We start from the raw sequence: 14,735 nt of genomic DNA, 5'->3' as shown, positions 1-14,735 counted from the left end.
GCTCAGCGGTGGTGGCCGGTCGGGATGGTCGGGTCCTCCGCCTCGAGCGAGGGCGCGAGGAGGCGGCGGAAGGAGGCGACGCGGCTGGCGCGCTGCTCGCGCACCGCGGCCTCGACGTCGGTGGCGGCGGCCCACTCGTCCAGGGCGCAGTCGATGACGCCCTCCTCGTGGGTGCAGCCGCGCGGGCAGTCCTCGGCCACCTCGGCCAGGTCTGGGAAGCCGCGCAGGACGTCGGCGCTGGAGACGTGGGCGACGCCGAAGGAGCGCACGCCGGGGGTATCGATGACCCAGCCGCCGCCCGGCAGGGCCACCGCCTGGAGGTTCGTCGAGGTGTGCCGGCCGCGGCCCGTCACCTCGTTGACGTGCCCGGTGACGCGGTGCGCCTCGGGGACGAGGGCGTTGATGAGGGTCGACTTGCCGACGCCGGAGTGACCGACGAAGACGCTCGTCCGGCCGGCGATGCGCTCGCGGACAGCATCGACCCCGGTGCCCGCGGCCGCGCCGTCGGGCCCGGCCTCGCGGACCGCCCGCTCGAGGTGCGTCGCGACGGACACGACCCCGAGGGGCTCGTAGAGGGCGAGGAGGGGGCCGGCGTCGGCGAGGTCGGACTTGGTGAGGACGAGGAAGGGCTCCATCCCGGCGTCGTAGGCGGCCACGAGGTAGCGGTCGATCATGCGCGGGCGCGGCTCGGGGTCGGCGACGGCGGTGACGATGACGAGGAGCTCGGCGTTGGCGACGACGGGTCGCTCGGTGCCGGCGGCGTCGCCGTCCTCGGCGCTGCGGCGCAGGAGGGTGCGGCGCTCCTCGACGCGGACCATGCGGGCGAGGGTGTCCTTGCGGCCCGAGACGTCGCCGACGGCGCCGACGCGGTCCCCGACGACGACCTTGCCGCGTCCGAGCTCGCGGGCCTTCATCGCCGTGATGTCGCCGGAGCCGTCCTCGGTGAGCGTGGGGTCCTCGAGGCGGATGCGGTAGTGGCCGCGGTCGATGCGGGTCACCATGCCGATGACGGCGTCCTCGTGGGCGGGGCGCTGCTTCGTGCGCGGGCGTGAGCCGCGGCGGTTGGGGCGGACGCGGACGCGGGGGTCGTCGGTGCCGGTGTCGCGGCGGGCCATCAGCGTGCCTCCTCGTTCTGCACTCGGCTCGGGACGTCCCGATCTCGAGGTGAGGATGTCCCGATCTCGCGGTCAGGATGTCCCGATCTCGGGGTGAGGAGGGTGGACCACATGACGGGGAAGTCCGGGAGGGTCTTGGAGGTGCAGGCGACGTCGACGACCTCGCAGCCCGGGATCCCCAGGCCGAGGAGGGAGGCGAAGGTCGCCATGCGGTGGTCGGCGTAGGTCTCCAGGACCGCTGGGCGGAGCGCGGCGCCGGCGGGCAGGGCGTCGACCTCGATGCCGTCGGCGGTCTCGCGGGCGGCGCCGCCGACGCGCTGGATCTCGGTGACGAGGGCGGCGAGGCGGTTCGTCTCGTGCCCGCGCAGGTGGGCGATGCCGGTGAGCCGGCTGGCGCGCCCGTTCGCGGAGGCGAGGGCGGCGAGGGCTGCGACAGTCGGCGCGAGCTCGCCGACGGCGGAGAGGTCCGCGTCGATCCCGGTGAGGCAGGCGGCGCCGTCGCCGGAGGCGGTGAGGGCGAGGCCGCCGTCGTCGGCCTGAGCGACGGTCACCCGGCCGCCGAGCCGGGGGAGGAGATCGCGCCAGGCGTCACCGGCCTGCGTGGTGGAGGCGGGCCAGTCGGGCACGGTGACGGACCCGCCGGCGACGAGGGCCGCCGCGAGGAAGGGGCCGGCGTTGGACAGGTCGGGCTCGATGGCGACGGCGCCACCCGCGGGGCGCCCCGGGTGCACGGTCCAGGTGCGTCCTCCCTCGGGGGCCTCCGGCGCGGGCTCGTCGACGACGACGCCGCGCTCGCGCAGGCTCGCCGCCGTCATGGCGACGTGGGGGAGGGAGGGGACGTGCCCGGTGGGCGTGAGGGCGAGCCCGCCCGGGACGAGCGGCGCGGCGAGCAGCAGGGCGGAGAGGAACTGGGAGGAGCCGGAGGCGTCGACCGTGACGCGCTGCGGCTCGCTCGCCGGGGCGAGGAGGCGGCCCTGGCCCGGGCCGACGTGCACGGGCAGGTGCCCGGGCTCGCCGAGCCACGTGACCTCTGCGCCGAGGGCGGCGAGGGCGTCGAGGACGGGACCGAGTGGGCGCAGCCGGGCGCCGTCGTCGCCGTCGAAGGTGACCGGGGCCGTGGCGAGGGCCGCGAGCGGCGGGACGAAGCGCATGACCGTGCCGGCCAGGCCGCAGTCCACGCGGACCTCGCCGTCGGGGCCTGCGGTGACGGGGAGGGGGAGGGGTGCGGGCGTGACGCGCTGGCGCGTGCCGGCGTCGTCGAGCCGCTCGAAGCGGGCGCCCAGCGTCGTGAGGGCGGCGACCATGAGGTCGGTGTCGCGCGAGCGCAGGACACCGCTCAGCTCGGTGGGGGCGGCGGCGACGGCGGCGAGGACGAGGGCTCGAGCGGTGAGTGACTTCGAACCCGGAAGGGCGATGACTGCGTCGAGCGGCCCGTTGGCGGTGGGCGCCGGCCACGGGTCCGCCACGGGGGCGGAGGGGCCGTTGGTTTCTGCGGTCATGCGCTCCTCCTGGCTCGTCACGCCCGCCATTGTGTCAGGCGCGGGCCCGCCGTTCCGCGCGTGTCCGCGGCTCACGACGAGCACGACCTCCTCGGACGGGCGGGGAAGCGTTCGGCGTCGTGCTCGTCCGAGGAGGTCGTGCTCGTGACCGGCCGGACTCCGTGAGCCCTGGCCGGCGGGTACGCTCAGAGCGCGTCGATGACGGCGTTGAAGGTCGCGCTGGGGCGCATGACGGCGTCGGCGAGCTCGTCCGTGGGCAGGTAGTACCCGCCGATGTCGGCCGGGTGGCCCTGGACGGCGACGAGCTCGGCCTGGATCTGCTCGTTGTCCGCCTTGATCCGCTCCGCCACAGGGGCGAAGACGGCGGCGAGCTCGGTGTCGGAGGCCTGGGTGGCGAGCTCGGTCGCCCAGTAGAGGGCGAGCCAGGCGTGCGAGCCGCGGTTGTCGATCCCGCCGACGCGGCGCTCGGGTGAGCGGTTCTCCTCAAGGAGCGTCGTCGTCGCGGCGTCGAGCGCGTCGGCGAGGACGGTCGCCCGGGCGTTCCCGGAGACCTCGGCGACGTGGCGCAGCGCCTCGGCCAGGGCGAGGAACTCACCGAGGGAGTCCCAGCGCAGGTAGTCCTCCTCGAGGAGCTGACGCACGTGCTTCGGGGCGGAGCCGCCGGCGCCCGTCTCGTAGAGGCCGCCGCCGTTCATGAGCGGGACGACGGAGAGCATCTTGGCGCTCGTGCCGACCTCGAGGATCGGGAAGAGGTCCGTGTTGTAGTCGCGCAGGACGTTGCCGGTCACGGATATCGTGTCCTCGCCGCGGCGGATCCGCTCGAGCGAGAGACGGGTGGCGGCCACCGGGTCGAGGACCCGGATGTCGAGGCCCTCGGTGTCCTCGTCCTGCAGGTACTTCCTCACGAGCCCGGTGATGACGGCGTCGTGGCCGCGCTCGGGGTCGAGCCAGAAGACGGCGGGGGCGCCGGTGGCGCGGGCGCGGGTGACGGCGAGGTGGACCCAGTCGCGGATGGGGGCGTCCTGGGTCTGGCAGGCGCGCCAGATGTCACCGGCCTCGACCTCGTCGGAGAGGAGCACGGTGCCGGCGGGCGAGCCGGCGCCGTCGACGACGACGACCTCGACGGTCCCGGGGACCTCGATGAGGAAGGTCTTGTCGTGGCTGCCGTACTCCTCGGCCTTGCGGGCCATGAGTCCGACGTTCGGGACCGTGCCCATGGTGGTCGGGTCGAGGGCGCCGTTGGCCTTGCAGTCCTCGATGACGGCCTCGTAGACGCCGGCGTAGGAGGAGTCGGGGATGACGGCGAGGGTGTCGGCCTTGTCCCCGTCGGCGTCCCAGAGCTTGCCGCCGCCCCGGATCATGGCGGGCATGGAGGCGTCGATGATGACGTCGCTGGGGACGTGGAGGTTCGTGACGCCTCGATCGGAGTCCACCATGTTGAGGCGCGGCCCCTGGGCGAGGTCGTTCTCGATGGAGTCGCGGATCCGCTGGCCGGAGGCGAGCCCGTCGAGCCCGGCGAGGATGGCGCCCAGGCCGTCCTCGGGGCGCAGTCCGGCCTCGGCCAGCTCCTCGCCGTAGGTGGCGAAGGTGCCGGGCAGGGCGGCGCGCACGGCGTGGCCGAAGATGAGCGGGTCGGAGACCTTCATCATCGTGGCCTTGAGGTGGACGGAGAGCAGGACGTCGTCGGCCTTGGCGGCGCGGACCTGCTCGGCGAGGAAGGCGTCCAGCGCGGTGGCGGACATGTGGGTGGCGTCGACGACCTCCCCGGCGGTCACCGGGAGCGACTCGCGCAGGACGATCGGCTCGCCGCCGTCGGCGGGGTGCTCCTGGATGCGGAGGGTCCCGGCCTCGGGCACGACGACGCTGGTCTCGTTGTGCCGGAAGTCGCCCTCGCTCATGGTGGCGACGCGCGTGCGGGAGTCCGCGCTCCAGGCGCCCATCGAGTGCGGGTGGCTGCGGGCGTAGGCCTTGACGGCGCCGGGCGCGCGGCGGTCGGAGTTGCCCTCGCGCAGGACGGGGTTGACGGCGCTGCCCTTGACGGCGTCGTAGCGGGCGCGGGCGTCGCGCTCGGCGTCCGTGGACGGGCTGTCGGGGTAGTCCGGCACGGCGTAGCCGGCGGCCTGGAGCTCCTTGACGGCGGCCTTGAGCTGGGGGACCGAGGCGGAGATGTTCGGCAGCTTGACGATGGTCGCCGACGGCGACTGGGTGAGGGAGCCGAGGCGGCCGAGGTCGTCCTCGGCGAGGTCGAAGGCGGCGAGGATGCGCCCCGCCAGGGAGATGTCCGCGGTGCCGACGCTCACGCCCGCCGGGCGGGTGAAGGCCTCGACGACGGGGAGGAAGGAGTGGGTGGCGAGCATCGGCGCCTCGTCGGTCCACGTCCAGATGACGTCGGGCTGCTCGTTGCTCGTGCTGGTCTGGGTCACGTCGTTGGTCTCCCGGTTCCTCGGGCGCGGCGCCCGTGCCGGGCGGGCCGCGCGTGGTCCCTCCCGCCGTCGGGCGGGAGCCGTTGCGGTGCTGAGGCTACCGCGAAGCGCCGACGTGAATGTGACGCGGGCCGCAGGGCGGGCGACTACCGCAGCGCCTGGGAGGGGCGGATCCGCCCGGCCTGTCGTGATGCCGCCATCGCGCTGAGCGCCCCTGCCGTGATCCCGCCGAGAAGCCCGAGAGGCAGTGCGAGCGGGTCAATGATGGGCTGCCAGTGTTGGGCGATGGTGACCGCCAAAACGGCGAGGACCGAGCCGAGGGCGCCGAGAAACCCGCCGATCGCCCCGAGGATGATTGCCTCGGAGCCGATGAGGAGTCGGAGGTGCACCCGTCGTGCCCCGATGGCGCGGCGCAGTGCGAGCTCGCCGGTGCGTTGCCGCACCGTTGTGGACATGGCGTTCGCGAGCGCGGCGAGGCCCGCGACGACCGCGACTCCCGTCAACGTGAGCATGGTGGCTCGGACGCTGGTCTCGATCTTGGCGCGGAGGGTTCGAGGGTCGGGTGGTGCCTCGGTGCGCGTGGCGTCCGCGTGCTCCGGAGTCCAGGCGATGGCGGCGACCTTGGAGATCTGCGCGGCGGCTCCGGGCTGAGTTCGCAGCTCCAGGCCGGCCGCTTGCGCGGCGGCGAGCCGGTTCGCGCCCGCGGGCGTCATGATGACTCCGGTCAGGAGCTCTGAGCGCAGTCCTGCCGAGGTGACGATTCCGGCGGCTGCGTAGGGGACGCCGTTCACCCAGATCGTCGGTGAGCCGACAGTGGGACCGAGGCGGAGCTGCGAGGCAGCCTGGGAGCCGATCAGGACCTCATCCTCGCCGAGGGAGTCCGGAGCGATGGAAGGTGGGGCCGTGGCGGAATCCGCGGCGCTCTGCGTCGAGGTGGTCAGCAGTGCGTCGAGGTCGCCGGCTCCCTCTACGGCGAAGAAGCGGGTCTCCTCCTTCTGCCCTTGGCTGGAGGTGCTGGTCTCCGCCACGGGGTACTCGAAGATCGCGAGGACGCCGTCCACGCCCGGAATCTCGCTCACGCGTGAGAGCCCTTCCGAGTCGGGCGCGGAAGCGAGCTCGGCCGCTACAGCGGAGTCGTCGGTACCGACGGCGACGCGTCGGTTGCGTTGGGCGTCGAAGGTGTCTGCGACCTGGTACCTGGCTGACTGTGCTAGGCCGAGAGTGGTCAGTCCGAGCATGACGGCCAGGGCGACGATGGACACGAGTCGCAGGGTGCGACCGGGATCGGTCGTCACCGCTTGGATGACGTCGCGCCAGAGGAAGGAGGGTCGCAGCCTGGAGGCGGTCGTGAGTGAGCCCGGGCGTCCGTGAACGGCCGTCTCCCCATCGGGTACCTCGGCAAGGCGGGGCGCCGGGATCTCGGTCGCCGCGGGCGCGGCTGGCAGGGCGTCCTCCGGCTGACTGCGCGGGTGGGGCTGGGACGCCTCGGTGATCACGGCGCGGTCCGAGTCCTCTCCCGGCCACAGGCGCGTAACGACGCCGTCGATGACCCGGATCCGCTCGTGGGCCCGCGCGGCGACCTCTGCGTCGTGGGTGACCACGACGACGGTCACGCCGTCAGCGTTGAGCCTCTCCAGCAGGTCCAGGACGAGAGCCGTCGAGGCGGAGTCGAGGTTGCCGGTGGGCTCGTCGGCGAGCAGGACGGGTGCCTGGGAGCAGACCGCGCGGGCCAGCGCCACGCGCTGGCGCTCGCCGCCCGAGAGGTCCTTGACCGCGAAGTCCGCCCGAGGACCCAGGCCGACGAACTCGATGGCTTCCAGCGCTCGTTGGCGCGCCTGCGCCGGGTGGGCCTGGTGGTAGGCCATGCCGAGCATGACGTTGTCGATGACGGCGCGCGCCGGCAGGAGGTGGAAGGACTGGAAGACGAATCCGAAGGTCTCGCAGCGCAGCCGGGCGGCCTCCGCGTCGGACAGGTTCGTCGTCTCGATCCCGTCGACGGTGTAGCTCCCCGTCGTCGGAGAGTCGAGGAGGGCAAGCACGTTGAGCAGGGTGGACTTTCCCGCTCCGGACGGGCCCTCGATGGCGACGAAGTCGCCCTGCTCGATCGTGAGGTCGACCTCGCGCAGGGCGTGAACGTCGACGGGGCCGGGGTAGACCCTTGTGACGTCGGTCAGGACGAGGCGGGTCATTGGCCGTCGACCCGGACCGCGTCCCCGGCCCTCAGCCGTGAGGAGGTGATGGCGCAGGTCCCGCCCACGCACCTTGACACCTCAACGGGCACCGTCTCGAAGTCGTTCCCGGTGCTGCGCCTGAGCACGGTCGTGGTGTCGTCGGCGGTACGGGTGACGGCGCGCTCAGGTACGAGGAGGGCGTCCGTGACGGTGGGGCTCCTCTCGATCGTGAGTAGGATCGAGTCGGAGGCGGCGGGCTTCACGGAGTCCAGAGCGGTGCCCTCCGTGTCGAAGACGGCGTTGTAGGTGGCACCTGTGATGGCGGAGTCGCCAGCCCCTTGTGCGCCGACGCCCTTGTTGTTCGTACCCTGCGAGGTCCCGTCCTGGCCGGCTTGGGCGGCCTGGGCGGTCAGGCTGGTCAGCGTGAGGTCCAGGTCTGAGGAACCGATCCTCGCGCTCGCGGTCGTCGTGCCGGGGTTGAGAGCCTCGGCAACGGTTGCCGGTAGCTCGGCGGTGACCTGGCACCGGCCGGAGCTGATGACGACCTTGGCGGTCTCGTCACTGAGAACGGTCCCGACGGCCGGCGCCTGGATGAGACTCGTCGAGTCGGTCAGCGTGGGCACCATGAGCACCTCGGCGCGCGGTAGGACCAGGGAACGGGGCGCAGTCGTCGATGCTGCACCCGTTGCTGAGGTGCTTCCGGCCGGGGTGGCAGTGTCGTCCTGTGCCTGTGCCTGTGCCTGTGCCTGTGCCTGTGCCTGTTGTGTCGTGGCGCTGGTCTCCGCCTGCGCGTTGCCCTGCCCTGTGCTCGTGGCCGAGGGCGCACTCACCTTGAGCGAGGCGTACAGGTCCTTGACAGCGCGTACCGTGGCTGGGCCGAGGTCTCCGTCCGCCGTGAGGGAGTACCCGAGCTCGCCGAGAGCGGTCTGTAGCTCGCGGACGTCGTCGCCGGTGTCACCCTCGTAGAGGTCCCGGCAAGGGGCGAAGGCGCCGCGCAGAACAATGACGGGGCGCGAGTTGACGCGCAGGAGGGCCTGACCTGCGACGACCTGCTGCCCGACCTCCGTCTGGCTGGCGGTGACGACGCTGACGTCGGCGTCGGACCGGCTGGGGACCGCGAGCGTCTGCTGACCCGAGGCCGTGATGCTGCCGGTGGCCGTGACCTCGTCACGAAGGTCACCCGTGCGCACCGCGACGGTGACCGCGGCGGGGCTGGGAGGGGCGGCGGCGGCGTCGCGCTGGGCGGGGGACTGAGCACGTTGGGCGAGGACCCAGGTCCCGCCGATGACGAGGACGAGGAGGACGGTGATGACGAGCGCTGCAAGGACGCGGCCATGGTTCCTGCGCCGCGTGGTGCTAGCCGATGACATCGCGGTGCTGCTCGATGTAGTCGATGTAGGCCTGACGATCAGCGGTGATCTTGTCCAGCCGGGCAGCGAACTCGCTCTCGTTGTCCGTCACCTGTCGCTGATGCCCCACCCATGTCAAGCCGTAGACGATCTCGTCGTAGTGGCTCTGCGCGTTGCACCGAGCGTCCTGGGTGGCGATGATGATCTCGTCGGAAGTGATGGTGGACAGGTCCGTCAGGTTGGTGTTGTCCGCTCCTGCTAGGCCCAGGCGTTGGAGCGTTGACGGGCTGGGGCCGGGAGCGTCCGTGGGCAGGTCCGGGATGCCGAGGTCCTTCATACACTCGGTCCATGCCGCCATCGCCTCCTTCGCGGCCGGGTTCGCATCGGCGCCGGTCACGAAGGGGATGTCGTCCTGGACCGCGTTGGCGAACATGGGGTCCTCAGCGGCCTGGTGGGAGCAGGAGGAGAGCTGTTTCTGGTAGGAGTCGGGCTGGCTCGAGATGAAGCCCTGAGCCGCGTGCTTCTCCTCCCCGTTCGAAGTGGGCATCAGGTGGTAGCCGTACTCGGCGGCCTGCTCCTCCGTGCGCGCGGGAGACCATCCCGTCGAGGTGCTGTTGTTCGGGTCGTTCCAGTCGAAGGAGACGACGGGGTACTCGAGCTGGTGGCCGGACATGCACACGGCAAGCCAGGTGTCCAGTGCCATGTCGTGGAGGCGGTAGTCGACGGCTCGATAGGGGTCGCTCGGGAGCGTGCCCGTGGCGTGGTCCTTGACGACCAGGCCATCGGTTGATGTGGTGCCGTCTGCTGGGATCTGACTCGTGGGCACGGAGGAGACGTCAACGCCCTGTTCGTCCGCGGACGTCCCCTCGCTCTGAGAGCAGCTCGCGGTCGTGGCGAGGAGGATGGCGGTCGCCGAAGCCACCGCCGTCCTCGCCATCCTCTTACTCAGCACGAGACGAAGCCGTCGAATTAGGCGGACGAAATGGTGTCGTTGAACTGATGGTCGGCGAGGCTGTACCAACTGGCACCTCGCGACATGTGGCGGCTTGCACCACCTCCATACGCATTCTGAAACGGGTGCTCATGGACGTACCTTTCAAGAGCGCCCCCCGGAGGAGATCTGCGGAAGGACGCGAAAGTGCGTGCTGCCAGTATATATGAGATATGTCTCACCTGAGGGGCGGTCTTGAGTCCTCTGTTGAGCGTCCAGCAGATGTGAGGCGGCGTCCCAAGGCTCCGAGAGCCTTGGGACGCCGCCTCACATCGTTCGCAGTGACCAGAGCGATGGTCGGCGGAGGCTGCTGGTGTGGCATCACCGCTCAGACTCGCTCAGCCGCGACGGATCAGAAGAGCCCCTTGGCGTCGTCGAAGGCGGACTCCATGGCCTCGCGCTGCTGGCGGGAGTTGCGCAGCTGCCAGGCGAGCGAGGGGTCGCCCTCGCGGTCGACGGCGGCCAGGAGGAGGCCGGCGCCGAGGGCGCCGCCGCGCATGAGGCCGGAGAGGGCCTCGGAGCGCTCGTCCTTGCCGCGGGCGGCCCAGACGGGGTTGTTGATGAGGGTGAGCGGGACGTTGAGGGCGGCGAGCACCGCGGCGGAGGTGCGCGGAGCGGCGCCCGTGGCCAGGCCGACGCCGGCGACGACGCTCACGGCGCCGGAGACGCGGGTGAGGAGCGTCGGGTCGTCGGTGAGCTCGGAGGGGACGCCAGCCTTCTGGAGGACCGGGACGACCCGCTCGAGCTTCTCGACGTGGCGCTTCGGCCGCGCGACGGCGTCGACGCCGTCGACGATGAAGGAGGCGGCGAGCATGGGGCGTGCGAAGCTGCGAAGAAGATCCATGTGCTCATCCTCACTCACGTAGGGCCGGGCCGCCAGGCGGGAGCGCCTGGTTGCGCGCTGGGCGATGAGGGACCCGCCCGGTCGGTAAGCGCTGTCTGGATCCCGGGGTGAGACCGTCAGGGGCCGCGACGGGAATGCCGCCGGGGGTGCCGTCGTTGTGCCGGGCGATGAGCACCATGAGCCTCGCACCAGCCACCGTCGGCCTCCGCGCCGCCGCGCACCGCCCTGCGCGCCGTCGCGGGCTAGGCTCGTGGCTGATGACGGACACTGACACGCACTCCTCCCCGAGCGCGCCGGGCGCCGAGGGCCCCGACGACGCCTCCGACGTCGAGCTCGACGAGTCCACGGAGGACGCCGTCGACGCCCGGACCCGCGAGGAGCTCGCCGAGGAGATCGACCCCGACGGCGACGGATCCCTCGACCGCGCCCCGGAGGACGAGTCCGAGGCCGAGCGCGCCGCCCGCTTCGAGGTCGACGCCCTGCCCTACCTCGACCAGCTCTACGGCGCCGCGCTGCGCATGACGCGCAACCGCGCCGACGCCGAGGACCTCGTCCAGGACGCCTACGCCAAGGCCTTCGGCTCCTTCCACCAGTACCGGCCCGGCACGAACCTCAAGGCCTGGCTGTACCGGATCCTCACGAACACCTTCATCAACTCCTACCGGAAGAAGCAGCGCGAGCCGCTCCAGTCGGACGCGGACGCCGTCGAGGACTGGCAGCTCCACCGCGCCGCCTCCCACGACTCCGTCGGGCTCCCGAGCGCAGAGGTCCTCGCCCTCGACGACCTCCCGGACGACGAGATCAAGGACGCCCTCATGGAGCTGAGCGAGGAGCGTCGTCTGGCCGTCTACCTCGCCGACGTCGAGGGCTTCTCCTACAAGGAGATCGCAGAGATCATGGGCACCCCGATCGGGACGGTCATGTCCCGCCTGCACCGCGGGCGCCGCCAGCTGCGCGAGCTGCTCGCGGACCACGCGCGCCGCCTGGGCTACGTCAAGGACGAGGAGGAGAACTGATGAGCGACGCCGAGGACACGGACCGCCCCGCCGAGGGCGGGTGCTCCTGCTCCGAGGCTCGGGCGCACCTGGAGACCTTCCTGGACCACGAGTGCGACGGGGACCTCTACGAGCGCCTCGCCGCGCACGTCGCCTCCTGCCGGCACTGCGGGCAGATCGCCGACGCCGAGGTCCACCTCCGCGAGATCCTGCGCTCCCGCTGCGCCGAGCAGGCGCCTGCCGAGCTCCGCGCCCGCGTCCTGGGCCGCCTGTCCGTCATGCGCGCCACCTCCACGGTGACGACCGTGACGAGTGCGCAGGGCACGACGACGGTGAGCCGCCGGACCATCCGGTACACCCAGGGCTGAGGCTCTCGGTCGCCCGACGCCGGGCGGCCCTGGTTGCGGCGTGATCCGTGCAACGGGTGGCCGACTGGAACCGACTTGGCCGCCTGTGCGAGGATGTGCGGGTTCCGTGCCCCGTCTGGGGCAGTCCAGACATGAGGAGGCAACTATGAGCAAGCGCGGTCGGAAGCGTCGTTCCCGTGCGAAGAGCGCTGCGAACCACGGCAAGCGTCCCAACGCCTGAGCCGGGTCGCGAACGCACCCAGAGCTGAGAACCGGGGCCGGTCACCGAGATGGTGACCGGCCCCGGTACTGTACGGCTTAGGCGCTTAATGTCTTTGCATAGTCGCTCAGGCGAACTGCAAGTAGTTCAGCGCGGATCAACTTCTCGTTTGATGAAGTCGTGACTGTGGCGTCGAGGTATGTTCCTAGTGAGTGGCTCTTATTCTTCTTTGCTCCGTTATTCGTGAGCAGGGAGACGGCCTCCACGCTTGCCTGGGAGCTTCCCGTCGATGCATTTGAAATCTTGTTCTTGTCTGCGAGAAGATCATTTAATTCGCGACCACTGCTTCCGCTCGAATGTGCGATGTCGTTGCGAATTGCGCGCGTTAAGGTCATGACATATTCTATGCTCGGATCGCTTGTGAGGTTAATGAGAGGCGAAAGATATTTTGCGGCGAGTCGTTCAGACGCGTAGTTCGCCCAATCGGTGGGAGTCTTGAACTCTAGGTTCTTTCCGTCCCGATCGACATGCGCTTCGATGGCCGCGCCGGTCAGTTTGCTAATTGTGGGCGTGGTTAAACCGTCCCATGACTCGCCAGTCGCTGGCAACCCCAAGCGTGTCTCGTATTCTTGAAGCTTTCGAGCTGCTTGGGCGGCCGTGTTATAACGGTCGGTGTAGGACTTGTTGATTAGTTTGGAAATTTTTTTCTTATCTTTCTGCATGCATCGCAGGGTCCAATCGGGCTCATCCCAATCGGGGGTGTAGGAGTTGGGGTCTGAAGCCGCCGGTCTCGAGCAGGCTTCGGGCGATGTAGTTGGTCAGGTTGCGGAACCCGAGTGCGGAGCCGCGCAGGTGTTCGAGCCGTCCGTTGAGCGCCTCGGTCGGCCCGTTGCTGGTGCCGGGTCGTTCGAAGTAGGCGAGCACGTCAGCGGCTCGCTTCTTCAGGGTCCGGCCCAGGGTGGTGAGCTCGGTGAGCACCTTGGGGACGCCGGCGCTGAGGCCGGTGATCAGCTTCTCCATGAGCTCGCGGCCACGTTGCCGGTCCTCGTGGCGATAGGCGGCGATCATGCGCTGGTAGACACCCCAGGTCGCCTCGACCTCGACGTGAGCGTCATCAACGAACAGCGCGCGTAGCCTGTCGCTCTGCTTGTCGGTGAGCAGGTCCGCGCCGGTGTGCAGCGTGCGCCGCGACTTGTAGAGCGGGTCGTCCCTGAACCCACGGTGCCCGTGGATCGCGAGTTGGACCCGGCGCCGGCACCTGTCGAGGGCGTCACCGGCCAGGCGCACGACGTGGAAGGGATCCATCACCGTGACCGCGTCCGGGATCTCCTCTGCAGCGGCGGTCTTGAACCCGGTGAAGCCGTCCATCGCGACCACCTCGACCGCGTCACGGAAGGCGTCGTCGCGGTCGGCGAGCCAGGTCTTGAACGCCGCCTTCGACCGGCCCTCGACCATGTCCAGCAGCCTTGCTGGGCCGGCGCCATCGCGGACCGGGGTGAGGTCGATGATCACTGTGACGTACTTGTCGCCACGCCTGGTGTGGCGCCAGACGTGCTCATCGACGCCAATGACCTTCACGCCCTCAAACCGCGTGGGGTCGTTGATCAGCAGCCGCTTGCCTTCAGCCAGGACCGCGTTGTTGGCGGTGTCCCACGCGACCCCGAGTCCCTCGGCGACACGGGCGACGGTGAGGTGTGCGACCACGATCCCTTCCAGCGCCCACCGCAGCCCGGTGCGCGAGAGCTTCGCGCGTGGCTCCGCCGCGGCGCTGGTGTCTTGGCGCCACACGTGTCCGCAGTCGGCACAGCGGTAGCGGCGCACTACAACTTCCAGCACGGTCGGTCGCCAGCCCAGCGGCTCGTGGGCCAACCGCCGGATCACGGTGTCACGAGCAGCGCCTTCGCTGCCGCACCGTCGGCACCACTGATCTGGTTCCACCACGCGGCACGCGAGGACCGCACGATCCGGTTCAAGTCGTTGTCCGGTCACGCTCAGACCGAGGCCGTCGAGTCGAGCGAAGGCGGTCAGGTCAGGGCGGCCGAAGCCGGCCGGCGGGGTAGCGTCGGACACGTCGAGGTCTTTCGGATGGATGGCGTAGGAACCTCCATCGTCGGGAGACCTCGACGTCTATCTGCGGACCGACGCGCCCGGCCGACCTACACCCTCATCTGAGAAGACCCTCCAATCGTGCTGGAATGTCTCCCAAGCGGAAGCGACGAGAAAAAAGTAATTGACGGCCAGCTGACGCTCAATGGGCTGCCACTCGCGCATCTTTGGGTGGGTGGTGCGGAGGGCTCCCGCCAAGGTGTAGAGATGGGTTCGCTGTGTTCTGCATACGTTGACGAACTGGTTTACTGCGACGTTGGGGTCGTGGTGCGCGCCCATGAACTCTCCGTTCGTTAGTGGTGAGGTCGGGTAATTAAGTTACCTTGGATCGAGGGTTTGGTATCCCGCGAAATCCGGATACTTCCGACTCATCCTCTCGCGCAGGGTGGATAACTGTTGGCGATTCCGATGCCCATCTCATACTGTGATACACAGTCCCGCTTCGACATGTGTGGTGGAGTGCTACTTCCGGGCGTCGCCAGTTCCTGTCTGTGCCGAGAGTCCGAGTCTGTCTCTGATGCGGGGAGGGGTATTTGAGATCGCCAAGTGTGTGCGGGCGATATGTGAGAGAGCGCCAAACTTCTGTGGTCTCAGACGGTAGCCGTGTAGGTGGGCGTTCGTGCCGCGGCGTCTGAGCACGGCTGGAGAACGACGGCGCCCCGGTCCTCGCTCGAG

12 protein-coding genes are annotated in these 14,735 nt (G+C 70.2%); 3 read left to right on the top strand and 9 right to left on the bottom strand.

The window, feature by feature from the left end:
- Positions 1-2: 2 nt before the first annotated feature.
- From rsgA to AXF14_RS01215, 7 genes are all read right to left on the bottom strand, one after another.
- Positions 3-1,115 (bottom strand): ribosome small subunit-dependent GTPase A, encoded by a 1,113-nt coding sequence (gene rsgA, locus AXF14_RS01245; protein WP_067939364.1) that lies wholly within the window; start codon positions 1,113-1,115, stop codon positions 3-5.
- Positions 1,115-2,614, bottom strand: coding sequence for a 3-phosphoshikimate 1-carboxyvinyltransferase (aroA, locus tag AXF14_RS01240; RefSeq protein ID WP_067943877.1), 1,500 nt, complete (start codon positions 2,612-2,614; stop codon positions 1,115-1,117). The genes rsgA and aroA overlap by 1 nt, the downstream gene beginning before the upstream one ends.
- A 185-nt stretch (positions 2,615-2,799) precedes the next feature.
- Positions 2,800-5,037, bottom strand: coding sequence for an NADP-dependent isocitrate dehydrogenase (locus tag AXF14_RS01235; protein ID WP_084355256.1), 2,238 nt, complete (start codon positions 5,035-5,037; stop codon positions 2,800-2,802).
- 146 nt (positions 5,038-5,183) lie between these two features.
- Positions 5,184-7,226, bottom strand: a complete 2,043-nt coding sequence (locus AXF14_RS14065; RefSeq protein ID WP_084355255.1) for an ABC transporter ATP-binding protein/permease — start codon at positions 7,224-7,226, stop codon at positions 5,184-5,186.
- Positions 7,223-8,578: a peptidoglycan-binding domain-containing protein gene (locus AXF14_RS01225; RefSeq protein WP_067939360.1), complete on the bottom strand. Its 1,356-nt coding sequence runs from the start codon at positions 8,576-8,578 to the stop codon at positions 7,223-7,225. The genes AXF14_RS14065 and AXF14_RS01225 overlap by 4 nt, the downstream gene beginning before the upstream one ends.
- Positions 8,565-9,479, bottom strand: a complete 915-nt coding sequence (locus AXF14_RS01220) for a hypothetical protein (protein WP_067939357.1) — start codon at positions 9,477-9,479, stop codon at positions 8,565-8,567. Before AXF14_RS01220 ends, AXF14_RS01225 begins: the two co-directional genes overlap by 14 nt.
- A 421-nt stretch (positions 9,480-9,900) precedes the next feature.
- Positions 9,901-10,392 carry a DoxX family protein gene (locus AXF14_RS01215; RefSeq protein WP_067939353.1) on the bottom strand — a complete coding sequence of 164 codons (492 nt, stop codon included), beginning with the start codon at positions 10,390-10,392 and terminating at the stop codon, positions 9,901-9,903.
- Positions 10,393-10,649: 257 nt separating this feature from the next.
- On the opposite strand from AXF14_RS01215, the gene AXF14_RS01210 reads away from it, so the two are divergent.
- From AXF14_RS01210 to AXF14_RS14825, 3 genes are all read left to right on the top strand, one after another.
- Entirely contained in the window at positions 10,650-11,408 is a 759-nt protein-coding gene (locus tag AXF14_RS01210; RefSeq protein ID WP_067939350.1) for a sigma-70 family RNA polymerase sigma factor, read from the top strand.
- Positions 11,408-11,755, top strand: a complete 348-nt coding sequence (gene rsrA, locus AXF14_RS01205) for a mycothiol system anti-sigma-R factor (protein WP_067939348.1) — start codon at positions 11,408-11,410, stop codon at positions 11,753-11,755. The genes AXF14_RS01210 and rsrA overlap by 1 nt, the downstream gene beginning before the upstream one ends.
- Positions 11,756-11,900: 145 nt before the next feature.
- The gene (locus AXF14_RS14825) at positions 11,901-11,975 is read left to right on the top strand and encodes a 50S ribosomal protein bL37 (protein WP_390881948.1); all 75 of its coding nucleotides are present in this window, start codon (positions 11,901-11,903) and stop codon (positions 11,973-11,975) included.
- A 77-nt stretch (positions 11,976-12,052) separates the two neighbouring features.
- Here the strand turns inward: AXF14_RS14825 and AXF14_RS13445 are convergent, their stop codons facing one another.
- A complete protein-coding gene (locus AXF14_RS13445; RefSeq protein ID WP_150118377.1) occupies positions 12,053-12,676 on the bottom strand; it encodes a hypothetical protein in 624 nt (207 codons plus the stop codon).
- A gap of 22 nt (positions 12,677-12,698) precedes the next feature.
- Complete coding sequence (locus tag AXF14_RS01200) at positions 12,699-14,024, bottom strand: ISL3-like element ISPfr2 family transposase (protein ID WP_067939345.1); 1,326 nt, start codon at positions 14,022-14,024, stop codon at positions 12,699-12,701.
- Positions 14,025-14,735: the final 711 nt, after the last annotated feature.

Source organism: Actinomyces radicidentis, assembly GCF_001553565.1.
In the GTDB taxonomy this organism is placed as follows: Bacteria; Actinomycetota; Actinomycetes; order Actinomycetales; family Actinomycetaceae; genus Actinomyces; species Actinomyces radicidentis.
Note: the sequence above shows the minus strand (reverse complement) of the source record. Positions and strands in the feature narration are given on the sequence as shown.

Coding starts and splice junctions, on each gene's coding strand:
- AXF14_RS01225 (WP_067939360.1), bottom strand. CDS start 8,578: ATGTCATCGGCTAGCACCACGCGGCGCAGGAACCATGGCCGCGTCCTT.
- rsrA (WP_067939348.1), top strand. CDS start 11,408: ATGAGCGACGCCGAGGACACGGACCGCCCCGCCGAGGGCGGGTGCTCC.
- AXF14_RS14065 (WP_084355255.1), bottom strand. CDS start 7,226: ATGACCCGCCTCGTCCTGACCGACGTCACAAGGGTCTACCCCGGCCCC.
- rsgA (WP_067939364.1), bottom strand. CDS start 1,115: ATGGCCCGCCGCGACACCGGCACCGACGACCCCCGCGTCCGCGTCCGC.
- AXF14_RS01215 (WP_067939353.1), bottom strand. CDS start 10,392: ATGGATCTTCTTCGCAGCTTCGCACGCCCCATGCTCGCCGCCTCCTTC.
- aroA (WP_067943877.1), bottom strand. CDS start 2,614: ATGACCGCAGAAACCAACGGCCCCTCCGCCCCCGTGGCGGACCCGTGG.
- AXF14_RS01210 (WP_067939350.1), top strand. CDS start 10,650: ATGACGGACACTGACACGCACTCCTCCCCGAGCGCGCCGGGCGCCGAG.
- AXF14_RS13445 (WP_150118377.1), bottom strand. CDS start 12,676: ATGCAGAAAGATAAGAAAAAAATTTCCAAACTAATCAACAAGTCCTAC.